Annotated in this window: 21 protein-coding genes; 14 read left to right on the forward strand and 7 right to left on the reverse strand. The window is 70.3% G+C overall.

Annotation, left to right across the window (positions count from 1 at the left end):
- The first annotated feature begins 4 nt into the window (after positions 1–4).
- From ACFWW9_RS05740 to ACFWW9_RS05770, 7 genes are all read left to right on the forward strand, one after another.
- Complete coding sequence (locus ACFWW9_RS05740) at positions 5–703, forward strand: UDP-N-acetylglucosamine acyltransferase (RefSeq protein ID WP_390371915.1); 699 nt, start codon at positions 5–7, stop codon at positions 701–703.
- Positions 704–736: 33 nt separating this feature from the next.
- Positions 737–976 carry an acyl carrier protein gene (locus ACFWW9_RS05745; RefSeq protein WP_390371918.1) on the forward strand — a complete coding sequence of 80 codons (240 nt, stop codon included), beginning with the start codon at positions 737–739 and terminating at the stop codon, positions 974–976.
- A 134-nt stretch (positions 977–1,110) separates the two neighbouring features.
- On the forward strand, positions 1,111–1,848 hold the full coding sequence (locus tag ACFWW9_RS05750; protein WP_390371921.1) for an SDR family NAD(P)-dependent oxidoreductase: 738 nt from the start codon (positions 1,111–1,113) through the stop codon (positions 1,846–1,848).
- Positions 1,845–3,257: an AMP-binding protein gene (locus ACFWW9_RS05755; protein ID WP_390371924.1), complete on the forward strand. Its 1,413-nt coding sequence runs from the start codon at positions 1,845–1,847 to the stop codon at positions 3,255–3,257. The genes ACFWW9_RS05750 and ACFWW9_RS05755 overlap by 4 nt, the downstream gene beginning before the upstream one ends.
- A complete protein-coding gene (locus ACFWW9_RS05760; RefSeq protein ID WP_390371927.1) occupies positions 3,254–4,324 on the forward strand; it encodes an acyl-protein synthetase in 1,071 nt (356 codons plus the stop codon). Before ACFWW9_RS05755 ends, ACFWW9_RS05760 begins: the two co-directional genes overlap by 4 nt.
- Positions 4,321–5,553 carry an acyl-CoA reductase gene (locus tag ACFWW9_RS05765; protein WP_390371930.1) on the forward strand — a complete coding sequence of 411 codons (1,233 nt, stop codon included), beginning with the start codon at positions 4,321–4,323 and terminating at the stop codon, positions 5,551–5,553. Before ACFWW9_RS05760 ends, ACFWW9_RS05765 begins: the two co-directional genes overlap by 4 nt.
- Before the next feature lie 3 nt (positions 5,554–5,556).
- Complete coding sequence (locus ACFWW9_RS05770; protein WP_390371932.1) at positions 5,557–6,603, forward strand: lysylphosphatidylglycerol synthase transmembrane domain-containing protein; 1,047 nt, start codon at positions 5,557–5,559, stop codon at positions 6,601–6,603.
- A 67-nt stretch (positions 6,604–6,670) separates the two neighbouring features.
- On the opposite strand, the gene ACFWW9_RS05775 is transcribed toward ACFWW9_RS05770, so the two are convergent.
- Positions 6,671–8,602 carry a hypothetical protein gene (locus tag ACFWW9_RS05775; RefSeq protein ID WP_390371934.1) on the reverse strand — a complete coding sequence of 644 codons (1,932 nt, stop codon included), beginning with the start codon at positions 8,600–8,602 and terminating at the stop codon, positions 6,671–6,673.
- A 195-nt stretch (positions 8,603–8,797) separates the two neighbouring features.
- On the opposite strand from ACFWW9_RS05775, the gene ACFWW9_RS05780 reads away from it, so the two are divergent.
- Complete coding sequence (locus tag ACFWW9_RS05780; RefSeq protein WP_390371937.1) at positions 8,798–8,926, forward strand: hypothetical protein; 129 nt, start codon at positions 8,798–8,800, stop codon at positions 8,924–8,926.
- On the opposite strand, the gene ACFWW9_RS05785 is transcribed toward ACFWW9_RS05780, so the two are convergent.
- Positions 8,923–9,735 (reverse strand): HAD family hydrolase, encoded by an 813-nt coding sequence (locus tag ACFWW9_RS05785; RefSeq protein WP_390371939.1) that lies wholly within the window; start codon positions 9,733–9,735, stop codon positions 8,923–8,925. The two genes, ACFWW9_RS05780 and ACFWW9_RS05785, sit on opposite strands and share 4 nt — an antisense overlap.
- A 58-nt stretch (positions 9,736–9,793) precedes the next feature.
- Here ACFWW9_RS05785 and ACFWW9_RS05790 point away from each other — a divergent pair, with 58 nt between their 5' ends.
- Positions 9,794–10,720: an LLM class flavin-dependent oxidoreductase gene (locus ACFWW9_RS05790; protein WP_390371942.1), complete on the forward strand. Its 927-nt coding sequence runs from the start codon at positions 9,794–9,796 to the stop codon at positions 10,718–10,720.
- On the opposite strand, the gene ACFWW9_RS05795 is transcribed toward ACFWW9_RS05790, so the two are convergent.
- Both ACFWW9_RS05795 and ACFWW9_RS05800 read right to left on the reverse strand, forming a co-directional pair.
- Positions 10,717–12,483: a PIG-L family deacetylase gene (locus ACFWW9_RS05795; RefSeq protein ID WP_390371945.1), complete on the reverse strand. Its 1,767-nt coding sequence runs from the start codon at positions 12,481–12,483 to the stop codon at positions 10,717–10,719. The genes ACFWW9_RS05790 and ACFWW9_RS05795 overlap by 4 nt on opposite strands.
- Positions 12,480–14,399: a DUF6541 family protein gene (locus ACFWW9_RS05800; protein ID WP_390371948.1), complete on the reverse strand. Its 1,920-nt coding sequence runs from the start codon at positions 14,397–14,399 to the stop codon at positions 12,480–12,482. The genes ACFWW9_RS05795 and ACFWW9_RS05800 overlap by 4 nt, the downstream gene beginning before the upstream one ends.
- A gap of 180 nt (positions 14,400–14,579) precedes the next feature.
- On the opposite strand from ACFWW9_RS05800, the gene ACFWW9_RS05805 reads away from it, so the two are divergent.
- The 5 genes from ACFWW9_RS05805 to ACFWW9_RS05825 all read left to right on the forward strand — a co-directional run bounded on the left by ACFWW9_RS05805 (position 14,580) and on the right by ACFWW9_RS05825 (position 21,523).
- Positions 14,580–15,590 (forward strand): glycosyltransferase family 2 protein, encoded by a 1,011-nt coding sequence (locus ACFWW9_RS05805; RefSeq protein WP_390371950.1) that lies wholly within the window; start codon positions 14,580–14,582, stop codon positions 15,588–15,590.
- Positions 15,587–15,982 carry a GtrA family protein gene (locus ACFWW9_RS05810; protein ID WP_390371952.1) on the forward strand — a complete coding sequence of 132 codons (396 nt, stop codon included), beginning with the start codon at positions 15,587–15,589 and terminating at the stop codon, positions 15,980–15,982. Before ACFWW9_RS05805 ends, ACFWW9_RS05810 begins: the two co-directional genes overlap by 4 nt.
- Positions 15,979–18,042, forward strand: coding sequence for a hypothetical protein (locus tag ACFWW9_RS05815; protein ID WP_390371954.1), 2,064 nt, complete (start codon positions 15,979–15,981; stop codon positions 18,040–18,042). Before ACFWW9_RS05810 ends, ACFWW9_RS05815 begins: the two co-directional genes overlap by 4 nt.
- A gap of 39 nt (positions 18,043–18,081) precedes the next feature.
- Positions 18,082–19,293 (forward strand): UDP-galactopyranose mutase, encoded by a 1,212-nt coding sequence (gene glf / locus ACFWW9_RS05820; protein ID WP_390371956.1) that lies wholly within the window; start codon positions 18,082–18,084, stop codon positions 19,291–19,293.
- A 253-nt stretch (positions 19,294–19,546) separates the two neighbouring features.
- A complete protein-coding gene (locus ACFWW9_RS05825) occupies positions 19,547–21,523 on the forward strand; it encodes a glycosyltransferase (protein WP_390371959.1) in 1,977 nt (658 codons plus the stop codon).
- A 58-nt stretch (positions 21,524–21,581) separates the two neighbouring features.
- Here the strand turns inward: ACFWW9_RS05825 and ACFWW9_RS05830 are convergent, their stop codons facing one another.
- The 3 genes from ACFWW9_RS05830 to ACFWW9_RS05840 form a co-directional block, all read right to left on the reverse strand.
- Entirely contained in the window at positions 21,582–22,046 is a 465-nt protein-coding gene (locus tag ACFWW9_RS05830; RefSeq protein WP_390371961.1) for a CoA-binding protein, read from the reverse strand.
- Positions 22,043–23,335 carry an O-acetylhomoserine aminocarboxypropyltransferase/cysteine synthase family protein gene (locus ACFWW9_RS05835; RefSeq protein ID WP_390371964.1) on the reverse strand — a complete coding sequence of 431 codons (1,293 nt, stop codon included), beginning with the start codon at positions 23,333–23,335 and terminating at the stop codon, positions 22,043–22,045. The genes ACFWW9_RS05830 and ACFWW9_RS05835 overlap by 4 nt, the downstream gene beginning before the upstream one ends.
- Before the next feature lie 61 nt (positions 23,336–23,396).
- Positions 23,397–23,876, reverse strand: coding sequence for a hypothetical protein (locus ACFWW9_RS05840; RefSeq protein WP_390371966.1), 480 nt, complete (start codon positions 23,874–23,876; stop codon positions 23,397–23,399).
- Positions 23,877–23,921 lie beyond the last annotated feature (45 nt).

Consider the following 23,921-nt stretch of genomic DNA (forward strand, 5'->3'; position numbering starts at 1 on the left):
CCTCGTGACCAACCGCATTCATGCCACCGCCGTCATCGGCGAGGGCGTCGAGCTGGGCGATGACAACGTCATCGGTCCGTACGCCGTGATCGTCGGGAAGACCCGGATCGGCAGCGGGAACTGGATCGGCCCCCACGTCTCCATCGGCACCCCCGCCGAGGACCGCACCGGACCCCACCCCGCCGGGTGGGACGGCGAGCTCGAGGGCTTCGGCGTCGAGATCGGCGACGGCAACAAGATCCGCGAGTACTTCACGATGCACCAGGGCACCTGGCGCACGACTCGCGTGGGCGACGGCAACTACCTGCTCTCGCGCACCCACCTGGGCCACGACTGCGTCGTCGACGATTCCGTCACGCTCGCGTCCGTGCAGCTGGGTGGCCACTGCCACATCTGGTCCCACGCGAACATCGGCATGGGCACCGTCGTGCACCAGAAGGCCGAGGTCGGCCCCGGCGCGATGGTCGGCATGGGCGGCGCGGTCCGCAAGGACATAGGCCCGTTCACCATCTCGGTCGGCAACCCGGCCAGGGTCTCGGGCATCAACGTGGTGGGCCTGAGCCGCCGCGGCTGCGACGAGGCGACGATCGCGGCGTTGGAGCCGTTCCTCAAGGGCGTGGGCGACCTGCCCGCCTCCGGGCTGCCCGAGGACCTGGCGACCCTGCTGAAGGCGTGGGCCGACCGCGGCCCCGCCGACCACTAGACCCATCCCCCGAGCACGGAGATCGAGAACACCATGGCGCTGAACGACAAGCTCCGCGACGTCTTCGTCGAGGCACTCGGCCTCGACGCCTCCGTCGACGTCGAGAACCTCAAGTACCGCGAGATCGAGGAGTGGGACTCCGTCGGCCACATGGCGCTGGTCGCGGCCATCGAGGACGAGTTCGACGTCGAGTTCGCCACCGACCAGGTCATCGACATGAGCAGCTTCAAGGTCGCCGTCGACATGCTCGAGGGCTTCGGCGTCAAGGCTTGAGTTCGACCGTTCGGAGCAGGCCCGGAACGCGTAAAACCAGCGTTTCGGGCCTGCTTCATGCCGGTAACGACCCGTCTCGGCAGGCAAGTACCCTCGACGGGGATCCAAGACGTGCCTACAGGACTGGTTGAACAGTGACTGACCTCACCGACAAGGTAGCCATCGTCACCGGCGGCACCAGGGGAATCGGCCTGGCCACCGTCACCGCGCTGGCCGAGGCGGGTGCGACCGTGGTGCTGACCGGTCGCGACGAGGCCGTCGCCAAGGAGGCCGCCGCGGGCGTCCCCGGCGGCCGGGTGACGGGGGTGGCGCTGGACGTCACCGACTCCGCCGCCGTGAGCGCGACGATCCGCGCGGTCGCCAAGGAGCACGGCAGGCTGGACGTCGTCGTCGCCAACGCGGGCGTGCTCGAAGGCGCGCTGGTCGGGATGATGAAGGACGACCTCATCGACCGGATGCTGTCGACGAACGTGGCGGGCTCGCTGTACACGGTGCAGGCCGCGGCCCGCGCGATGATGCGCAAGAAGTCCGGCTCGATCGTGCTCCTCGCGTCCATCGCGGGCGAGCAGGGCAGCGCCGGTCAGAGCGCGTACGCGGCGTCCAAGGCGGGCGTGACCGCCATCGCGAGGTCCACCGCCAAGGAACTCGGCCGGTACGGCATCCGCGTCAACGCGGTCGCCCCCGGCGTGATCGACACCGCCATGACCGCCGCGATGGGCGAGGAGGCCATCGCCGCGAACGTCAAGGCGACCCCGCTCGGCAGGCTCGGCGCCCCGGAGGACGTGGCCAAGGCCATCCGCTTCCTGGCGGGCGACGAGGCCGCGTTCGTCACGGGCCAGGTGCTCGGGGTCGACGGAGGCCTCGTCCTGTGACGGCGCGCGGTCTGCTCGACGGTGGTGGCCGCCTGGTCGACGCGGCCAGCGGCGAGGTGCTCGAACCGGCTGACCTGCGCGTCCGCGTCGAGGCTGTGGCCGCTGAGTTGGCCGACGTGCCCGCGGGCGTGCTGTTCGCGCGCACGGACGTGGACCTGGCGAGCGTGCTGCGCTACCTGGCCGCGTTCGAGGCGCGCCGGGCCGTGGCGCTGCTCGACGCCGGTCAGGACCGCGAGGTGCTGCTGGAGCTGGTGGGCCGGTTCCGGCCCGCCGCGGTGCTCGGCGCGGACGGCGACGCCCCTGCCGGTTACCGCGACGGCGACATCGGCGGCCCCGCGTGGGTGCGCTCCGAGGTCGAGGGCGTGGCCCCGCACCCGGACCTGGCCGTGCTGCTGCCGACCAGCGGGTCGACCGGCAACCCCAAGTTCGTCCGGCTCTCCCGCGCCGCCGTCCTGGCGAACGCCGAGGCCATCGCGGACGTGCTGGGCATCGACTCGAACGAGGTCGCGCCGACCAGCCTCCCGCTGCACTACAGCTACGGCATGTCCGTCCTCAACAGCCACCTCGTGCGCGGCGCGACCGTCGTCGTCGAGGGCACCGGCGTGATGGGCCGGGCGTTCTGGACGGCCGTCGAGGAGCACAAGATCACCTCGCTGGCGGGCGTCCCGTACCACTACGAGATGTTGAAGCGCCTCAAGTTCGACCCGGCGAAGTACCCGAGCCTGCGCACCGTCACGCAGGCGGGCGGCAAGCTGCGCGACGACCTCGTGGTGCTGTTCAACGACAAGATGCTCGCCGTCGGCGGCCGGATGTTCGTGATGTACGGCCAGACCGAGGCCGGTCCGCGGATGTCGACCGTGCCCGCCGAGAAGCTCGCGGACAAGATCGGCTCGGCCGGTCCGGCGCTGCCCGGCGGCGCGTTCGTGATCCGCGGCGACGACGGCGTCGAGACCACGTCGCCGGACGTGGTCGGCGAGGTCCTCTACCGCGGCCCGAACGTGATGATGGGCTACGCGGAGAGCGAGGCCGAGCTGGCCGACGGTGATTCGCGGCACGGCGAGCTGGAGACCGGCGACCTCGGCAGGCTCGACGAGGACGGCTACCTGCACATCACCGGCAGGCTCAAGCGCATCGGCAAGGTCTTCGGCAACCGCGTCAACCTGGACGACCTGGAACAACTGCTGCGCGGTTCGGGGTTGGACCTGGGAGCGGCGGCCGCGGTGCCCGCGGGCGACAAGGTAGTCGTCTGGGTCGAGGACTGCGCCGCCGACACGCGCAAGGCGGCCGCCCGCGTCCTCGCGGAGAAGCTGCACCTGCACGTGTCCGGATTCGACGTGCGGGACGTCGACGCCCTGCCGCTGCTCCCCAGCGGCAAGATCGACTACCGCTCCCTGGAGGGACGGGCATGACAGCCACTGTTGAAGGCGTCTTCGGGCTGAGCCAGGCCGAGCGCGAGGCCGCACTGCTGCCCGCGCTGACCGAGCTCACCGAGCACCACCGCGCCACCTGCGAGCCGTACGACCGCATCCTGGGGTCCCTGGGGTTCGCGCGCGGCGCGGCGTTCGGCTCGGTCGAAGAGGTGCCGTGGCTGCCGGTGCGGATGTTCAAGCACCACGTGCTGAAGTCCGTTCCGGACGACGAGGTGTTCAAGGTCCTCACGTCGTCCGGCACGACCGGCGCCGAGGTGTCGCGCATCTACCTGGACAAGCAGGCCGCCGGTGACCAGCCGCGCTACCTGGGCCGGACGTTGCAGGCCGTGCTCGGCGAGAAGCGCCTGCCGATGCTGATGGTCGACACCATCGGCATCATCAAGAACCGCCGCTCGTTCTCGGCGCGCGGCGCCGGCGTGCTCGGCATGGCCAACTTCGGCCGCCAGCACGTGTACGCGCTCGACGAGAACGACCAGCCGGACGTGGAGGCCATCAAGGGCTTCCTGGCGAAGCACGGCTCCGAGCCGTTCCTCATCTTCGGCTTCACGTTCATGGTGTGGCAGTACCTCTACGAGGTCGCCCGCGAGCACAAGCTCGACCTGTCGAACGGCATCCTCATCCACTCCGGTGGCTGGAAGAAGCTGATCGACAAGGCCGTGGACAACGCGGAGTTCCGGCGCGCGTTCGCCGCGGACACCGGGCTGACCCGGATCCACAACTACTACGGCATGGTGGAGCAGCTCGGCACCGTGTTCGTCGAGGGCCCGTCGGGCAACTCGCTGTACTGCCCGGACTTCGCGGACATCGTGATCCGCGATCCCGAGACGTGGGCCGAGCAACCTGTCGGCGTGCCGGGCGTCATTGAAGTGGTCAGCACCGTGCCGCGGTCCTACCCCGGCCACGTGCTGCTCACCGAGGACCTCGGCGTCGTGCACGGCATCGACGACGGCGACTGGCCCGGTAAGCGCTTCTCGGTCCTGGGTCGTCTGCCCCGTGCGGAAGCCCGTGGGTGCTCGGACACTTTCAGCGGAGGTACGGCGGCGTGAGCCCCATCCAGCAGCGGTTCCCGGCGGGGCCGGACGTCGAGGTCGAGGACCTCCTCGCGTCGTTGACCGCCGAGCCCGAAGGTGGGCGGCTCAAGGTCGGCGACCCGCGGATCGTGGACTTCATCGTGAAGTTCGCCCGCAAGCTGCTCGCGCCCGCGACCGCCCGCCGGTTCCCGGAACTGGCGTCGCTGGGGTTCTTCCTGCGACGCGGGGAAATCAACAAAGCGTTGGCGGGCCTGGAGACCTCGGGCGACGAGCTCCGCTTCCCGCGTGGACTGGTGTTCCACGTGCCACCGGCCAACGTGGACACGATCTTCGTGTACTCGTGGGCGTTGTCCGCCCTGGCGGGCAACCCCAACGTGGTCCGGATCTCGGCGCGGTCCGCCGGCGCGGCGGAGACCGTGATCGCCTGCCTCAACGAGGCGCTGGCGGAAGCGGACCCGATCGTCGCGCAGACCCAGCGGATGGTGACGTACGGGCGCGACGAGGTCGTGACGTCGGCGCTGTCCGCCGCGTGCGACCTGCGGGTCATCTGGGGCGGGGACCGGTCGGTCGCCGAGATCCGCAAGAGCCCGATCGCGCCGCACGCGCGTGACCTCACCTTCCCGGACCGGGCGTCGTTCGCGGCGATCTCGGTCGACGGGTGGCAGCGGGCCACGCCGGAGCAGCGCCGGGACGCGGCCATCGGCTTCTACAACGACTCGTACTGGTTCGACCAGGCCGCCTGCTCGTCGCCGCGGACGTTGTTCTGGGTCGGCGACGAGGCAGGCGCGCAGGCCGCCCGGCCGGAGTTCCTGGCCCTGCTGGCGGACGTCGTGGCGAGCAAGCACTTCGTGGTCGAACCCGCGATGGCCGTGCAGAAGCGCGTGTCGGCGTACGGCGTGGCCGCCGAGGGGCACGCCACCTCGATCAGCTTCGCCAGCAACGCGGTCGCCACGCTGGAGCTGACCCACGCGGCCGACGTGCCGCGGGAGTGGCTCGGCGTCGGCACCTTCCCGCAGGCGACGCTGTCCGGGTTGGACGAGTTCGTGCGCATCGCCGAGCGCAAGGACCAGACGTTCAGCCACTTCGGCTTCCAGCGCGACGAACTGGTCGAGTTCGCCCACGCCCTCGCCGGGCGGGGTATTGACAGGATCGTCCCGTTCGGATCTGCTCTCAGCTTCGCTGCGGTCTGGGACGGGTACGACCTGCTGTCCGAGTTCAGCCGCCTCACCACGGTGACCGGCTGACCCATGGCCGACTCCACTTCGCCCACCGACATCACCGGAGACCCGATGAAGGTCCAGGACGACCTCGCCACCACGGAGCCCGTGGCCGCCGACGTCGCCGCACCGCCCAGCCGGAAGGCGACGATCATCGCCTGGGCGAAGCGGCTACTCGTCCTGCTGGTGCTGGCGGGAGCCGTGTACCAGGTGGTGAAGCAGTGGAACGACGTCTCCGCGACGCTGCTGTCCCTGCCCTGGTACTCCGTGGTCCTGTCGCTCGCGGCGGTCTACGTGGGCGTGTGGCTCGGACCGGTGGTGTGGAAGGTCGTGCTGTCGGACCTCGGAGCGCCGGTGCGGGTGTCCGAGGCGTCCAAGTTCTACCTCGTCGGGCAGCTCGGCAAGTACATCCCCGGCGCGGTGTGGGCCGTGCTGCTGTCGATGGAGCTGGCGAAGGAAGCGGGCGTCAGCCGGGCGCGGAGCTTCACGGCCGGGCTCATCGCGACCGGGCTCGGGGTCGTCGCCTCGATGATCACCGGGTTGCTGGCGCTGCCGATCATCCTGGGCGGGGACCACCCCGAGCTGCTGTGGCTGTTCGCGCTCCTGGTCGTCGGCCTGGTGTTCCTGCACCCGGTGCCGTTGACGTGGCTCGTGTCCACGGTGCTGAAGCTGCTGCGCAAGGCTCCGCTGCCGCACCGGTTGAACGGCGTGGCGATCTTCAAGGGCGTCGTGCTGGCCGTCGCGATCTACGTGATGTTCGGCGTGCACCTGTGGCTGCTGTCCACCTCGGTGGGCGCTCCGGGGTTCAACACGCTGATCCTGTGCGCCGGTGCCATGGGCGTGTCCATGACCGCCGGGCTGATGGCGTTCTTCCTGCCCTCCGGCCTGGGCGCTCGCGAGGCGGTCATCGTCGCCGCGCTCGTCACGGTGATGCCGTCCGGGCAGGCGCTGGCGCTGGCCGTGGTGTCGCGGCTGATGTTCACCATCGCCGACCTCAGCTCCGCGGGCATCGCGGCCGGGTTCGTCTGGATCCAGGGCAAGCGCGGCGTCGCGCCCACGGCTCCCGCCGTCGACTGACCGGTCTTCTCACGACCAAGGCGAAGGCCCCCACCGGAATCCGGTGGGGGCCTTCGTCGTGAGCGGGTTAGCTACCCGCCTGCTGCCACGCGCCGAAAGCGCCGTCAGGGCCCGCCGCCGTCTGGACCAGCTCGTACAGCTTGGCGTCGCCGCCGACGACCAGGACCCGGACCAGGCCCATGGCGTCGCGGACGGCCGCCGGGCCGACCTCGCAGTAGCCGCCCAGGTCCGTCCACGCGCCGAAGTTGCCCGTCGAGGACTGCCTGGAGACGCTGATGCCGTAGCCGTCGTTGCGGCTGAACGCGAGGATGCGCGGGGTGGCGCCGCCCGAGGTGACCGCCGCCACCGGGCCCACGCCGCCCTGGCCGCCGATGTGCGTCAGGGCCGTCGCCCAGGCGCCGTTCGCCGTCTTCTCCGCGAGGGTGCCGACCGCGCCGTCGTTCTGCTCGCGGCTGACGATGCGGACCTTGTTCGACGCCTCGATGGCCGCGCCGGGGGCGAAGGTGGATTCCGCGGTGCCCGTGAGGGCCTGGAAGACGGTTCCCGCACCGGGGTTCTGGTACCAGTGGAGGGTCTTGCCGTTGCCGTCCGCGAAGACGTGGAGCTTGCCGCTCGGGGCCGTGATCGCGACCGGCGGGGTCATGGCCTTGTTGCCGCCGCCCGTGACGGTGAACCACGAGCTGAAGCCGCTGCCCTGCTCGAACGCGTTGCAGAGCAGGCCTGCCTTGTTAACGGCGTACATCTCGATGCCGCCATCGGAGTTCACGCCCAGAGCCGGGGTGCCGTAGGCGGGGGTGTTGCCGTTGGGGTTGCCGACGTTCGTCCACGTGGTGGCGAAGCCCGCGCCCGCCGCCGTCTGCTTGGTGGTGAGGATCGAGCCGGTGTCGAGGTCCAGCACGGCGATCTGGAGCTTGCCGTCGCCTCGGAGGGCCACCGCCACGCCGGGGGCGAACGAGCCCGTCTTGAGGCTGGTGGGGCCGGTCCAGGCGCCGCCGTTCTGCTGCTTCCACAGCATGAGCGAGTCGCCCGCCACCACGAAGGCGTGCAGGGTTCCGGTGCTGTCGATCGCGGCCCACGGGGACACGACCGGCCAGCGGTGGTAGTTGCGGGCGAGGTTGGTGTCGAACGCGCCGCCGGTGAGCGGGTCGTGGGCCGCGTAGGCCTGGTAGCCCGCCGTCTTCGGGTTGAGCAGCGCGGTCGGCACGTTGGCCGGGGCGTTCTGGGTGTTGTAGCAGCGGTAGCGCGTGAGGAGCGCGTACGGCCTGCCCGCCGGGCCCTCGTAGGCCTTGACGGCCTTCTGCGCGAACTTCGCGGCGGCGATGTGGTCCCAGTGGTCCTGCTGGTCCGGGTTGCGGGCGTCGTCCGGGTACGGGTCCTGGACGCGGATCGTCGTCGGCTGGAACTGCTGGAGCAGCGCCAGCAGCACGGCGTTCAGCGCGGCCTGGTTGTAGGTCTGGACGGGGACCGCGCTGCCGGTCGGGCGGATCGTGGTGGTGGAGTAGCTCGTGCTGTTCCACAACTCGGTGAGCGCGTCGGTGTGCAGCGTGTCGCCCGCGTCCGGCAGGCTCAGGTAGATCATCTGGATCTGCGGCGCGCCGGTGAGGGTGTCGATCTCGACGGTCTTGCCCGCGACGACCATCGTGGCGCGGGTCCAGTTGTTCGGCTTGCCCGCGAGCACGGCCCACGCGCTGCGCGACCCCTCCTGGACGCTCGCGGCGAGCTGCTCGCGGGTCATCTCGCCTTCGACGCCGTTGTACTCGTCGGCGCCGAGGACGATGGTCCGGACCGGCCGCCCGGACTGGATGGACGGCTGGATGTCCGGGTTGAGGAAGAGCAGGTCGTCATCCGTGTGGGCGACGATCTGCAGGTAGCTCCCCCCGGTCGGAACGCTGCGTGCCCCCGCCGCAAGCGCTTCCGAGCCGATGCCGACGCCGATGGCGGCCGTCGTGGCGACGGTGACGCCCGCCACCAGCACTGTTCTACGACTGACGTGTGCCATTCGCTTGTTCCCCCCAAAGACTGAACTTGTCCCGTGTGGACGAGCTTGATGACGTCCGATGTGGTAGGTCGGTTGCCTTCAAGATTCGGCAAGGGACGATCAGTCGTTACTAGGGGTCAGGCGGTTCCCAAGAACGCGTCTTGTATGTCACTCTAACGGAGTAACGGTGCTTCTTTGGGTGACAGGAGTTCGGGGATGCGGTTCGTGAAGTCAGCCCGGTTGGCGGTAGTGGCCCTGGGCCTGGTCGCGCTCGGGATCCTCAGCGTCGCGCCTGCCTCGGCGAACCCCGCGGACCAGACCGGTTCCGTCCGCATCACCCGTTAGAACCAGCGCTCCAGGACCAGCGCCACACCGTCGTCGGTGTGCAGCCCGGTGACCTCGTCGGCCACCGCCAGCGCGTCGGCGTGCGCGTTGCCCATCGCCACGCCGTGGCCCGCCCAGCGCAGCATCGGCACGTCGTTCGGCATGTCCCCGAACGCCACCACGTCGGCCCGCTCCACGCCCAGGCGCTCGGCCACGTCCGCCAGCCCGGTCGCCTTCGTGACCCCGGCGGCGGACAGCTCCAGCAGCCCGTCGTTGGTGGAGAACGTCACCATGATCTCGTCGCCCAGCACGGCCTCGGCGGCCAGCGCCATCTCCTCGCTGGTCATGGACGAGTGCCGCGCCAGCAGCTTCACCGCGTGGTGGCCGAGCACCTCGGCCAGCGGCACCTCGAACTCGTCGCTGGCCGCCCACGGGTGGTCGTAGGTCGGCTCGGCCACGAACGCCCGCACGGTGTCGTCGAACGCGGACGTCCCCACGCGCTCCGCCGCGAGCGAGCAGCCGGGGATCACCTCGTGCAGCACCGACGCCAGGTCGTTCAGCTGAACGGGTCCGAGTCCGCGCTGCCACACGATCCGGTCGGCCCCGATGTCGTAGAGCGCCGCGCCGTTCGCGCAGACCGCGAAACCGGTCGCTCCGACCTGTTCCGCGATGCTCGGGATCCAGCGGGGCGGACGGCCGCTGACCAGCACGAACGGGGTGTCGGACTCGATCACCCGACGCACCACTGCCGCCGTCCGCTCGGTCACCCGGTACTCCAGGGCGAGCAGTGTTCCGTCGATGTCCGAGGCGACCAAGCGGGGCTTCTCCACGACCCCCATACTGCCTTGCCCGTTCGTGGTCGGGGCGCGGCATCGTTACTGTTCGACTGTGCGTACCGGCATCGTGATCCTCCCCGAACACCGCTGGTGGGTAGCGGAACCGAAGTGGCGAGCAGCGGAGGAGCTCGGTTTCCACCACGCGTGGACCTACGACCACCTCGGCTGGCGCACCCTCGTGGACGGCCCGTGGTTCGGCGCGGTGCCGACCCTGACGGCCGCCGCCACGGTCACCGCGAACATCAGGCTCGGCACGCTCGTGGCCACGCCGAACTTCCGCCACCCGGTCCCGTTCGCCCGCGAGCTGATGACGCTGGACGACATCTCCGACGGCAGGCTCACGCTCGGCGTCGGCGCGGGGGCGCAGGGCGGCTACGACCTCCAGGTCACCGGCACGGGCGACCAGCCCGGCCGCGCCGCCCGCTTCGGCGAGTTCGTGGAGCTGCTGGACCTGCTGCTGACCCGCGAGCGGACGACGTGGAGCGGGAAGTTCTACACCGCGGAGGAGGCCCGCAGCGCTCCCGGCTGCGTCCAGCGCCCCCGCATCCCGTTCCTGGTCGCGGCCAACGGCCCGAAGGCGATGGACGTGGCCGTCCGCTACGGCACCGGCTGGGTCACCACCGGTCCCGGCGGTGACGACATCGAGGCGTGGTGGCGCGGCGTCGGCACGATGGCCGAGCAGTTCGACGAGAAGCTCGCGGGCATCGAGCGGGCCAGCGAGACGATCGACCGCTACCTGCTGCTGGACGCCTCGCCGCAGTACTCGCTGGCGGGCGTCTCGGTGTTCCGGGACATGGTCGGCCGCGCGCAGGACCTCGGCTTCACCGACGTGATCGCGCACTGGCCGCGGGCGGACGGCGTGTACGCGGGCCACGAGTCCGTGCTGGAGCGGGTCGCCGCCGAGGTCCTGCCGGAGCTGACGGCCGTGCCGATGCCGTGGCCCGCGCCCCAGCGCCAGGACCAGTCCGACCGGGGCTAGCCCAGGGAGTCCGTCGTGAGCTGCCCGTCGGGTCCGATGGCCAGCGCGAGGTCCTCGGTCCCGTCGGTGACGACGGTCGGGTAGTCGACCGTGCCCGCCTTGCGGGCCGTCCACGGCCCGAACCCGCCGCCGGGCAGTTCACGGGTGGTGGTGATCCGGCCCTCGGCATCCCGCCCGACGAGCCGCAGGCCGCCGCGGTCGACGGCCGCCACCTGCCCCGGACCGCCGGGACCGGGCACCAGGACCGGCGGGAGCCACCCGGACGGCCCGCGCTTGCTCACGGCCACCTCGCCGGTGTTCGCCACCCGGTAGAGGAGGGCGTCCCGCAGCGCGACCGGGGGAGCCGCCGGGACCGCCGACGGGAACCCGTCGTCCCACCCGCCGTGCCACCGCCGGACCCCGCCCGTGGTCGAGGCGAACACCTCGACGCCGTCCGGGCCGTCGACGGCCGCCAGGCCGTCGAGCAGCCCCGTGCCGCCCAGGTCGACCCAGTCGCCCCACTTGCCGTTCGCGTCCTGCGAGATCCGGCTCAGCCCGCCCGCGGTGGTGCGGACGAAGACGCTCACCGGGCCGTCCGCCGCGGCGACGGCGAACGGCACGCCCACGTCGATCGACGGCGACGGGCTGCCCAGCGACGTCCACTCGCCGCCCCGCCAGCACGCGATGGTGTTGTCGTCGGTCCGCCGCCCGCACACGTGCAGCCCGTCCCGTCCCGTCGCCACGCTCAACGCGGGCGCCAACGGCCCGCCCGCGGACGCGAGGTCGGTGCTGTCCCACGCCGGTCCCCGCCTCGACCACGCCGTGACCTCGCCGCCGCGCACGGCGAAGGCCCGCAGCACGCCGTGCTCGTCCTTCCCGACCCACGACACCCCGCGCGGCCAGCGGTGGTACATCCGCCGCGGCCAGTCCTCGTAGCTCTGCTGGTTGCCGACCATCGGGTCGTGGGCCCGGTACTTCGCGAAGTCGTCCAGCTTGTCCCGCTGCTGGGCGGCGTCGAGGTTGACCGGCACCTGCTCGACGTTGTAGTCGCGGTAGTTGACCTGCACGAACACCGGCTGGTGGGCCGACTTCCGGTACAGCCGGGCGGCCTCGTCGGTGAACTTCGCCGTCATCAGGTGGTCGGGGTGGTCGTAGAACGGCTGCCAGTGCGGGTAGGACGTCTCCGGGTTGCTGTCCTGGGTGCGGATCACGGTCGGCTGGAACCGGGTCATCACCGTCTGGAGCAGGTCCAGCAGCGCGTACCGGGTGTACCGGTACCGGCGCGGCACCTGGGCGTTCGCGGGCAGCAGCGTCGTGGCCCGCACGGACTCCGTCCGGTCCGCCCACAGCCGCCGCAGCGCGTGCGAGCCGCCGTGGTCCTCCGGCAGGTTCACGAAGAGCAGCTTCACCTCGGGCCGGGCCTTCAGCTCGTACTGCTCCACCGAGTGGTCCGCGTCCACGGTCAGCGCCGACCCGCGCCAGTCGTCGGCCACGCCCGCCATCGCCGAGTACGCCGCCCGCACCCCGGCCTGCCGCTGGGCGATGTAGGCGGGCACGTCCTGCGCGTTGGACTCGCCGCTGGTCAGGTACACCGTCACGACCGGGCGACCGGACCGGACGTCGTCCCCGAGTTCCGGGTTCATGAACAGCAGGTCGTCGTCCTCGTGCGCCACGACCTGCAACGACAGCGGGCCGGTCGACACGCTGCCGGACGGCACGCGCGCCGAGCACGCGACGACCAGCCCGGCCAGCACGAGCGCGGCCAGCACGCGCGCGTTCCTCACGACACCGCGCTCTTCGGCACGACGAGTCGGTACACCACGGCGTCCTCGTTCTCGTAGACCTTGGTCAGGAAATCCGCTCCACCGAGATCACGCAGCCCGGTAGCCCTCCGGTTGTACTCGCGGACGTATCCGCGTCCGATAAGGACGTACGACACGTTCAGCCGGCGCACCGCCTCGCGGACCCGTTCGTCGGTGTCGTACTCGCGGAAGTGGGCCTGGAGGGTGAACACGTCCGGCGGTTCGAGGGTGCCGTCGTAGTGGCCCGCGACCGGGTGGACGCCCGCGACGGCGTACATCCACAGCGAGCCGTCGTTGCGGTCGTTGAGCACGCGTTCATCGGGTTTTACGAGGTCGCCGAGCCGCTGCATGGCCAGGACCTCGTTCTTCGTCACCACGTACGACTGGTCCTCGCGGGCGGTGTAGCCGTACGCCCGGTGCGCCTGCGTCTCGTTGACGCGGTAGTACAGGCCGCCGCTGAGCAGGACGAGCGCCGCCAGGGCCGCGACGGACGTGACGAGCGGCACGCGGATCCGGCTGCCGAGCAGGTCGTGCACCTGGGCCAGGCCGTGGCCCGCGATCACGCACAGCGGGACCGTGGCCAGGGCGATGAGCCGGAACTGGTCGTTCCACCACGGGCTGGTCGCCTTCGCGACCCACGGCTGGGAGAACGACGCCGTGAGCACGAAGATCGCGCCGAAGAGCACCGCGGGCCCGGCGAGCCAGCGCAGCGGCCCCAACCGGCCGAAGCGGGCCAGGCCGATCCACAGCGCCGCGGCCAGCCAGATCTGCGGGTGCGCGGTCACGTGCTGGAACGTCAGCAGGCTGCCCACGGCCTGGCTGACCGGGAACGTGGACGGCCAGTCCACCAGCGCGATGTTCCCCGAGACGCTGAGCGCGCCGAACAGGTGCGGCACGGCGACCAGTCCGCCCGCGGCCATCGGCGGCAGCAGCAGGACCAGGTCGCGGCGGGCCGTCGCCCACGCGCCCCACCAGCGCTGGACCAGCAGCGGGAGGACGAACAGGATCCCGCCGAACAGGGTGCTGGAGTGCACCGCGAGCAGGCCGACGGCGCACGCGGCGAACACCGCCCCGGTGTCCAGGCCGGGCCTGCGCAGGTAGCGGTCGAGCACGATCGCCAGCACCGGCGTGACGGCGAGGCCGACGGTGAACGGCAGCAGCGGGCCGCGCCACAGGTTGTCGTAGGTCGCGCTGGTGGCCGCCGCGGCGATGACCGCCGTGTAGCCCGCGACGACCGCGCGGCCGCCGAAGTGCCGGACCAGCGCGGCCAGCGACAGCGCCAGCAGCCCCGGCATCAGCACCGTGCCCGCGTTGAGCACGGCCGGGATCGAGGCCCCGCCGAGCTTGAAGACCAGGCTGGCGACGAGGTGGTAGCCGTTCGGGTAGAACAGGCCGTTCGGCAGCTCGTACCAGTTGACCCGGCTCGTGCCGTAGAGGCTGCCGTCCCCGGTGTCGGCGATGTAGCGGATCCCGTTGGCGTGGTAGCCCGCGTCCCAGTCCTGCGGGATGGCGTTCAGGTCGCCGCCCATCGCTCCGAAGAGGACGGCGAACCCGAACGCGAACGCCGCCGACACGCAGAGGGCAACCGCGACGTGCCCTCGGCGCGTCCACGGCGCGACGGGTTCCGCGCCGCGGGAGAACCTCCGCAACCAGAGGAAGACGGCGGCTACAGCGAGTGCGTAAACGCCGAACGTCATCGGGGTGAACGGAATGCCGATCTTCCACAGCCACGGCCCCGCGACGCCCGCGACGAAGTACGTGAGCAGTGGAGAGACCGCCAGGAGGGTCCACCCGCGCAAGCCGGTCGCTGCGGCCACCAGACCACCCGGCACCCAGACGACCGCGGCGTACAGCACGATCGTCGTCACGGTCAGCAACAGGCTTGCGTGGTTCGGCACCCGGCCACCTGGGAGTTTGGTGCGAGGCCTGCCCCGCAGCGGAGGCCGGTAGGTTATCGGCCCCCCGAATTGCTGCGTACAGTGACCAGGGCAAAACACGCGACAGGCTAGCGGTGCAACCTGAAGACCGCCTGAAGCGTCTTGTGCTGTGTGGAGTTGTGCGTACCGGGGAGGAATCGCATGCGCCTGTCAGTGGTCATCCCGTGCTTCAACGAGGAGCGCGGGCTGGCCGAGCTGCACGAGGTGCTCTGCCGCGTGCTCCCCGGTGTCGCGGAGGACTTCGAGGTCATCCTCGTCGACGACGGCAGCAAGGACGGCACGCTCGGCGAACTCCGCCTGCTGGCCGACCGCGACCCCCGGTTCCGCTACCTCGCGCTCAGCCGCAACTTCGGCAAGGAGGCGGCGATGCTCGCGGGCCTCAGCCAGGCCAACGGCGAACTCGTCGCGATCATGGACGCCGACCTCCAGCACCCGCCGGAGCTGCTCGGCCGCATGGTCGAACTGCTGGCGGGCGGCTACGACCAGGTCGTGGCGCGGCGCAGCCGGACCGGCGAGAAGCCGACCCGCAAGGTGCTCTCCCAGCTGTACTACCGGCTGATCAACAAGGTCGTGGACGTCGAGCTGGAGGACGGCGTCGGCGACTTCCGCGTGCTGACCCGCCGCTCCGTGCAGGCGCTGCTGTCGCTCGGCGAGTACAACCGGTTCTCCAAGGGCCTGTTCGCCTGGATCGGCTTCGACACGGCCGTCGTCGACTACGAGAACGTCCAGCGGCACGCGGGCAGCAGCACGTGGACGCTGCGCAAGCTGCTGAACTACGGCATCGACGGCGTGGTGTCGTTCAACAACCGGCCGCTGCGGCTGGCGATCTACCTCGGCGGGCTCGTCACCGCGCTGGCGTTCTGCTACTCGGTCTTCATCGTCGTGCACGCCGTCCGCGACGGGATCTTCGTGCCCGGCTACGTGACGATCATGTGCGGCGTACTCGGGCTCGGCGGGTTGCAGCTGCTGTTCCTCGGCGTGATCGGCGAGTACCTCGGCCGCATCTACTACGAGACCAAGCGCAGGCCGCACTTCCTGGTCAAGGAGTCCAGCGGGCGGCCGATCCCGGTCACCGTCCCGCTCGGGCCGGAGGTCGCCGACCACGGCGGCCAGCCGGTCGCCATGCCCTTCGCGGAGCACAGCCCGTCGTGAACCAGCAGTTCGCCAGGATCGTCCGGTTCGGCCTGGTCGGCGTGGTCAACACCGGCGTCTACTACGGCTGCTACCTGCTGTTCTGCCTCGTCGTGCCGATCATGGCGGCCCACGTGCTCGCGTTTCTCGTGGCGATGGTCGGCTCGTACTTCCTCAGCTGCTACTTCACCTTCCGCACCAAGCCGACGTGGCGGAAGTTCCTGCTCTTCCCGCTCTCCAACGCGACCAACTTCGTGGTCAGCACCGCTGGCCTCTACCTGCTCGTGCACTGGCTCGACGTGGACAGCCGGATCGCGCCGCTCATCGCGGCCGCGGCGGCCATCCCGTTCACGTTCGTCATCGCCCAGTTCGTGCTGGTGAACCGCACGGCCGAAAGTGAGCTCCAGCCTTGACGTCGCTCGCCCGCAGAGCGCTGCCCGCCGGGGCGGTCGTCCTGCTCGTCGCGCTGCTCGCGCAACTCCCGTTCCTGCGCAACCGGTTCTTCTACGTGTGGGACGACAGCGCGGCGCAGTTCCTGCCGTCGTGGCACTTCCTCGGCGAGCGGCTCGCGGCGGGGGAGTGGCCGGTCTTCCTGTCGGTCGACAACTGGATGGGCGGCAACTTCTCCGCCGAGGCCCTGTTCGGCCTGTGGAACCCGGTGAACCTGGCGAACTACCTGCTGGTGTCCCGGTTCGACGACCTGTCGCTCGCCGCGCTGGTGGTGAAGACGGAGTTCCTGGCGCTGCTGGCGCTCGGCGTGTACCTGCTGTGCCGCGAGTACGGCGCCAAGCCCGCCGCGGCCGCGGTGCTCGCGATCGCCTTGCCGTTCGGCGGTTTCACGCTCTACTACGACACGGCGTCGTGGGTCGCGGGCCTGATGGCGTTCACCTGGATCCCGTACACGTGGTGGTCCGCGCGCCGGGTCGCCCGCGGCGTCGGCAGTCCACTGTGGCCGTTCCTGTTCGGCGCGCTCGCCGTGACGACGGGGAACCCGTACGGGCTGCTCGGCGTGTGCGCGGTGCTGTTCGCGCTGCTGGTGGAGAACTGGGTGACCCGCGACCGCGCGGCGCTGCTGCGGCTGCTCCTCGTGGGCGTGCTGATCGCGCTCGTCGTGCCGCTGGTCTACCTGCCGCTGCTGGGGAACTCCGCCGTCACCGACCGCGCGGGCCAGGGCTTCGCCAGCACGGGCATGCTGATGCCGCGGCTGTCGGACTTCCTGAACCCGTCCATGCCCAGCCACCTGCCGATGATCACCACGTTCGCCAACCCGACCCGGTTGAGCGTGCCCGGCATGTACTTCGCGTGGTTCATCGTCCCGTTGCTGCCGTGGCTGGACTGGGGGATCGTGCGGGACCGGTGGCGGGAACTCGTCGCCGTGTTCGTGGTCTTCGCGGGTTACCTGCTGTTCGCGATCGGCCCGTCGAACATGTGGATGTTCCGGTTCCCGCTGCGCCACGTCGAGGTGGTCTACGTGGCGTTCGGCGTGGTGTTCGCGGTGCTGCTCAGCGCCGGGCTGCGCACGGACCGGACCCGCGCGCGCGTGCTGGTCACGGTCGGCCTGTTGCTGTTCACGTCCTACCTGACGTTCGCCGCGGGCCCGTGGGAGTTCCGCAGGCACCTGGTGTCGGTGGCGCTGCTGGTGGTCGGCACCGCGCTGGCCGTGCGGCTGGCGAGGACCCGCGCGCTGCCCGTGGTGCTGGTGGCCGGGGTCGCGCTGGCGCTGCTGCTGCAAACCCTGTGGTTCCCGAAGAACGCCGACGTGGCCGATTACGCCTTCCCGCGCACGGTGTCGGAGTTGCAGAAGTCCGACTACGACGGGACCACGTTCCAGGTCGGCTCGGTCGTCGTCGGCAACAACGGCCTGCTGCTCAAGGCCGCCACGGTCGCCTCCTACACCGGCATGGGCTACCGGAAGTTCAAGCAGGCCACCTGCATGAACTACCTCGGCACGACCTGCGCGCAGGCGCTGGACAAGCTGCTGGAGCCCACCGAGGTCGGCCCGCCGCTGCTGGACCTGCTGCGCGTGGAGACCGTCGTCGTGCAGAACTCGGCCAACCCGAACCCCGTCACCCCGCCCGGCTGGCGGGTCGCCGACCGCAACGATCTCGTCACGGTGTTGAAGAGGGACGGCGGGATCGCGTGGGCGTCCGGACGGGTTTCCTGGACCGATGCAGGGATTTCCTCCGACACCTCGACGGACACCCGTGAAACGCTGCGGATCGACCGCGCGGGCAAGGTCGTCTTCGCCAGGCTGAACTGGCCCGGCTACCGCGCCGAACTCGACGGGCAACCCGTGGACGTGCGGGAAGGCCCCGCCGGACTGGTCGTGGTCGACGCGCCGAAGGCGGGGCAGCTGACGGTGACGTGGAGCCCGCCGGGGCTCGTCCCGGGGCTCGTGGCGGCACTGCTCGGTCTACTGGGAGCCGTCGCGCTGAGCGTGGCCGTGCTCGTCCGCCGTCGACGTTTTGGCTGATCAAGGTACTTGTCCGCTAAACGGGGGTGATTGGGGATCATGACGGGTGCACCGCTATCCTCGGCTGCCGTGAGCTTCGCTGGTTATGACCTTGTCGTTGTCGGTTCCGGATTCTTCGGCCTCACGGTGGCCGAGCGCACCGCTACCCAGCTGAACAAGCGGGTCCTGGTGCTCGAGCGCCGTGAGCACATTGGTGGCAACGCCTACTCGGAGGCGGAGCCGGAGACGGGCATCGAGGTGCACCGCTACGGCGCGCACCTGTTCCACACCTCCAACAAGCGGGTGTGGGAGTACGTCAACCAGTTCACCGAGTTCACCGGCTACCAGCACCGCGTGTTCGCCAAGTACCAGGACCAGGTCTACTCGTTCCCGATGAACCTGGCGCTGATCAACCAGTTCTTCGGCAAGTCCCACACCCCCGACGAGGCCCGCGAGCTGATCGCGACGCTGTCGAGCGAGATCAAGACCGCCGACGCGCAGAACCTCGAGGAGAAGGCGATCTCGCTGATCGGCCGCCCGCTCTACGAGGCGTTCATCCGCGGCTACACCGCCAAGCAGTGGCAGACCGACCCGAAGAACCTGCCCGCGGCCAACATCACCCGGCTGCCGGTGCGCTACAACTTCGAGAACCGCTACTTCAACGACGACTTCGAGGGCCTGCCCGTCGACGGCTACACCGCGTGGCTGGAGAAGATGGCGGCGCACGAGAACATCGAGGTCCGGCTGAACACGGACTACTTCGACGTCAAGGACGAGATCCCGGCGGGCACGCCGGTCGTCTACACCGGCCCGCTGGACCACTACTTCGACTACTCCGAAGGCCGCCTGGGCTGGCGCACGCTGGACTTCGAGCGCGAGGTCGTCGAGACCGGCGACTTCCAGGGCACCTCCGTCATGAACTACAACGACGAAGAGGTCCCCTACACCCGCATCCACGAGTTCCGGCACTTCCACCCGGAGCGGGACTACCCGAAGGACAAGACGGTCATCGTCCGGGAGTACTCCCGCTTCGCCAAGGAGGACGACGAGCCGTACTACCCGATCAACACCGCCGAGGACCGCACCATGCTGGAGCGGTACCGCGAGCTGGCGAAGGTCGAGGCGGCGGAGCGCAACGTGCTGTTCGGCGGCCGTCTGGGCACCTACCAGTACCTGGACATGCACATGGCCATCGGCGCGGCGCTGAGCGTGTTCGACAACAAGATCGCGCCGCACCTCACCGAGGGCGCGCCGATCGACGGCAGCATCTGAGCGAGGCCTGGTCGTGGTCGCCCGGTGGGACGTTCGATTCCTACCGGGCGATCACCTTTTGTGAACACGGTGGAACGCCAAGCGCCCGAACGGGCGGTGGTCGGGCCCGTGGGTACTATGTCGCTTAACGCCGCCGCACCTGATCCACGACTTCGTGGCGTTCGCGGGTGCGGCGAAGCACGCCATGACCACACGTCGAACGTTCGAATCTGAACCCGAATCCGCGTTGATGGCGGTTCGCCGGAGGAAGCACGTGACCGAGCAGGCCAAGGCCCCTAGCGCCGCCGCCCCGAAGATCGAGACGACCGCCCCGGACAGCAAGGTGAGCGACACGGCCTCGGTCCGCGTCGCGGCCAAGGGCGCGGGTCTCAACCCGAACCAGGTGCTGCAGCGGGTGATCCTCCCCCGCGACGAGGACCCGCTCGACGTGCGTCCCCTGTACCTGGACGAGCCCGCGAACGTCCACAGCCACGTCGTGTCGCGCCGGTCGGTGACCGTGCCCGCGTCCGCGAAGGTGTCGTTCGCGTCGTACTTCAACGCGTTCCCCGCCAGCTACTGGAAGCGCTGGACGACCGTCGAGGAGGTCGTCCTGCGCCTGTCCGTGCGCGGCGCCGGCCGCGTCGACGTCTACCGCTCCAAGCCCAGCGGCGACCCCATCCACCTCGAGGGCCACGCCGTGCGCAGCCCGAAGGCGTGGACGAACCTCGAACTGCGGGTCAGCCTCAAGCCGTTCGAGGACGGCGGCTGGATCTGGTTCGACGTGTTCACCGACGACACGCCGCTGGAGATCAAGGAAGCCGCGTGGACCACCGACACGCCGCTGCCGGAGCAGAAGGTCGCCATCGGCATGACGACCATGCGCCCGATCGACGCGGTCATCGCGCTGCGGGCGCTCGGCGAGGACCCCGCGGTCCTCGACGTCGTGCAGAAGGTCTTCGTCGCCGACCAGGGCGCGATCAAGGTCAAGGACACCCAGGGCTACGCCGAGGCGCGCAAGCTCCTCGGTGACAAGCTGGAGATCATCGAGCAGGAGAACCTCGGCGGCTCCGGTGGGTTCACCCGCGGCCTGTACGAGGCGATCGAGCACACCGACGTCGCCCAGATCATGCTCATGGACGACGACATCCGGCTCGAGCCGGACGCCGTGCTCCGCTCCAACGCGTTCGCGCGTGCGTGCGCGCAGCCGGTCATCGTCGGCAGCCACATGCTGAACCTCCAGGCCCGTGCGCGGCTGCACAGCTTCGGCGAGGTCGTGGACCTGGCGACCTGCAACTGGCGCGCGGCGCCCGGCGCGGTCACGGACCACGACTTCGGCACCGAGACGCTGCGGGAGACCGAGGAGCTGCACGCCCGCATCGACTCCACGTACAACGGGTGGTGGATGTGCCTGTTCCCGCGTGAGGTCGTCCAGCGCACCGGGTACCCGCTGCCGCTGTTCATCAAGTGGGACGACGCGGAGTACTCGCTGCGCGCGCTGGAGCGCGGCTTCCCGACGGTGTCGCTGCCCGGTTCCGCGGTGTGGCACATGCCGTGGACGGACAAGAACGACGCCACCGACTGGCAGGCGTACTTCCACACCCGCAACCGGCTGGTCATGGCCGCGCTGCACAGCCCGTACGACATCCGGTCGACGCTGCTGAAGCAGGGCTTGAAGCTGACCCTGCGGCACCTGCTGTCGATGGAGTACTCGACGGTCGCCGTCCAGCAGAAGGCGATCGAGGACTTCCTGGCCGGGCCGAGCAAGCTGTTCGACTCGCTGCGGACGGCGCTGCCGGACATCCAGAAGCTGCGCAAGCAGTACACGGACGCGCAGATCCTGACGTCGGCCCGCGAGTTCCCGCCGCCGACGTACGACATGGTGCGCGCCGAGCAGATGCTGAAGCCGCCGGTGAATCCCGCGGTGATCGCCGCCAAGGCGTCGAAGGCCCTGCTGCACAACCTGCGCGACCCGGAGAGCTCGACCGTCGACCGGCCGCAGATCAACGTGCCCGCCACGAACGCCCGGTGGTTCCTGCTGGGCAACCTGGACAGCGCGACGGTGTCGAACGCCGACGGGTCCGGCGTGGCGTTCCGCAAGCGCGACCCGAAGGAGTTCCGGCAGCTGGCCGCGCGGTCGGCGCGGAACTACCGGCGGCTGGCGCAGGAGTGGCCGCGGTTGAAGAAGGTGTACCGCGACGCGCTGCCCGAGCTGACCTCGGTGGAGTCCTGGCGGAAGATCTTCGAGAACTGACGTTGTGACGAAAGGGCCCGAACCTCCTGGTTCGGGCCCTTTCGCTTTGCCGTACCCCTCAGCGGGCTCGGCGGGAGGTGATCACGCCGGTGTTGAAGCCCGCCAGGTGCAGGCCGCCGTGGAACCTCGCGTGCTCGATCTTCACGCAGCGGTTCATCACCACGTCCAGGCCCGCCGCCTCCGCGATGGCCGCCGCTTCGGGGTGTTCCAGGCCCAGTTGCAGCCACAGCGTCCGCGCGCCCGCCGCCACGACCTCCTCCGCCACTCCCGGCAGGTCGTCGTGCTTGCGGAACACCGACACCAGGTCCGGCACCTCCGGCAGCGCCTTCAGCGACGGGTACACCTCGTGGCCCAGCAGGGTGTCCAGCCTGGGGTTGACGAAGTACACGCGGTAGTCCGTGGAGGAGAGCAGGTAGGTCGCCACGAAGAAGCTGGGGCGGGCCGTGTTCGCCGAAGCGCCCACCAGTGCGACGGACTTCGTGTCCCGCAGGAGTTGTTGCCTGCCGATCGCCGACTCGATCATTTCACCGCCCTGGTCAAGGCCTGGTCCAAGTCCCACAGGATGTCGTCCACGTCCTCAAGCCCCACCGAGATGCGGATGAGGTCCGGGGTGACGCCCGCGCCGACCAGCTGCTCGTCCGTGAGCTGCTGGTGGGTCGTCGAGCCGGGGTGGATGACCAGCGTGCGGACGTCGCCGACGTTGGCCAGGTGGCTGCACAGCTCCACCGCCTCGACGATGCGCTGGCCCGCCTCACGGCCGCCCTCCACGCCGAACGAGAACACCGCGCCGGGGCCCGCGGGCAGGTAGCGGGTGGCGCGGGCGTGGTGGCGGTGGGACGGCAGACCCGCGTAGGACACCCACGAGACGCGGGTGTCCGCCTCCAGCCACTCGGCCACCGCCTGGGCGTTGCGGACGTGCTCGTCCATCCGCTGCGGCAGCGTTTCCACGCCCTGGAGCAGCAGGAACGCCGACTGCGGGGACAGGGTCGCGCCGATGTCGCGGAGCTGTTCCGCGCGCAGCCTGGTGCAGAACGCGTACTCGCCGAAGTTCTCCCAGTAGCGCAGGCCGCCGTAGCTGGGCACCTCCTCGGTCATGCGGGGGAAGTTGCCGTTGCCCCAGTCGAACCTGCCGGAGTCGACGACCACGCCGCCCAGGGTCGTGCCGTGGCCGCCGAGGAACTTGGTGGCGGAGTGCAGGACGATGTCCGCGCCGTGCTCCAACGGCCTGATCAGGTACGGGGTGGCGAGCGTTGCGTCGACGACCAGCGGGATGCCGTGCTCGTGGGCCAGCGCCGACAGGCCCTCCAGGTCGGCGATGACGCCGGACGGGTTGCCGATGACCTCGGTGAAGATCAGCTTGGTGCGGTCGGTGACGGCCGCCGCGTAGTCCGAGGCGTCATCACCGGTCACGAACGTGGTCGTGACGCCGAAGCGGGCGAGGGTGCCGGTCAACTGGGTGACGGTGCCGCCGTAGAGGCCCGCCGCCGAGACGACGTGGTCGCCCGCCTCGGTCAGGGCGGCGAAGGTGAGGAACTCCGCCGCCTGGCCGCTGGACGTGGCGACCGCGCCGATACCGCCCTCCAGGCTGGCGATCCGCTCCTCGAACGCGGCCACGGTGGGGTTGCCGATGCGGCTGTAGACGTTGCCGTACTTCTGCAACGCGAACAGGTTCGCGGCGTCCGCTGTGTCCTGGAAGACGAAGCTGGTCGTCTGGTAGATCGGGACGGCGCGGGCGCCGGTCGTCGGATCCGGCGCGCCACCCGCGTGCAGCGCCCTGGTGCGGAAGCCCCAGGCGCGGTCTTCTCGGCTCATCCTGCCGATCCTCACCCATCCGGCCGCGGAGCGGAAGCCGGTCCAGGCGGTGGGAACCGGGCTAGCAGCCGCAGGAGTAGTAGACGACGTCCCAGTGGTCGCCCTCGCGGAAGTAGACGTTGCCGGACGCGGCCTGCCACTTGTCGCCGCCGATGGGCGTGAACGCGGTGGTGATGTGGTTGTTCAGGCACGTGGACAGCGAGAAGTCGAGCTTGTAGCCGTTCCAATGGCTGAACTCGCTCTCGGCGTGGCCGACCTCGGTGCCGCCGGTGACGTTGATGGCGCAGCCGGTGGCCTGCTTGAGGGTGATGACGCCCTGGATCGACGCCAGGTTGACCTGCTCGAACGACGTGCACGACGGGTTGGCGCGGTCGGTGCAGCCGCCGCTGGACCACCACGTCACGCCCGCCGTCGCCAGCCTGGCCACGGCGTCGGCGTGGGTCAGCTTCACGGGCGCGGCCTCGGCCTGGGCGGCGGTGGCGCCGAGCACCAGCGCGGCCAGGGCGAGGGTGAGCGTGGACAGGGCACGGGTGACGCGCACGTGTTCTCCTCGAGCGGTGGGGGACCTTCCACCGGTCAGTACGAG

The sequence above is a fragment of the Umezawaea sp. NPDC059074 genome (assembly GCF_042738955.1).
Lineage (GTDB): Bacteria > Actinomycetota > Actinomycetes > Mycobacteriales > Pseudonocardiaceae > Umezawaea.

What these genes read in the sequence shown, in the direction of transcription:
- ACFWW9_RS05780 (WP_390371937.1), top strand. Translation starts at nt 8,798, where the DNA reads ATGCGGTTCGTGAAGTCAGCCCGGTTGGCGGTAGTGGCCCTGGGCCTG.
- ACFWW9_RS05775 (WP_390371934.1), bottom strand. Translation starts at nt 8,602, where the DNA reads ATGGCACACGTCAGTCGTAGAACAGTGCTGGTGGCGGGCGTCACCGTC.
- ACFWW9_RS05770 (WP_390371932.1), top strand. Translation starts at nt 5,557, where the DNA reads ATGGCCGACTCCACTTCGCCCACCGACATCACCGGAGACCCGATGAAG.
- glf (WP_390371956.1), top strand. Translation starts at nt 18,082, where the DNA reads ATGACGGGTGCACCGCTATCCTCGGCTGCCGTGAGCTTCGCTGGTTAT.
- ACFWW9_RS05830 (WP_390371961.1), bottom strand. Translation starts at nt 22,046, where the DNA reads ATGATCGAGTCGGCGATCGGCAGGCAACAACTCCTGCGGGACACGAAG.
- ACFWW9_RS05745 (WP_390371918.1), top strand. Translation starts at nt 737, where the DNA reads ATGGCGCTGAACGACAAGCTCCGCGACGTCTTCGTCGAGGCACTCGGC.
- ACFWW9_RS05835 (WP_390371964.1), bottom strand. Translation starts at nt 23,335, where the DNA reads ATGAGCCGAGAAGACCGCGCCTGGGGCTTCCGCACCAGGGCGCTGCAC.
- ACFWW9_RS05805 (WP_390371950.1), top strand. Translation starts at nt 14,580, where the DNA reads ATGCGCCTGTCAGTGGTCATCCCGTGCTTCAACGAGGAGCGCGGGCTG.
- ACFWW9_RS05760 (WP_390371927.1), top strand. Translation starts at nt 3,254, where the DNA reads ATGACAGCCACTGTTGAAGGCGTCTTCGGGCTGAGCCAGGCCGAGCGC.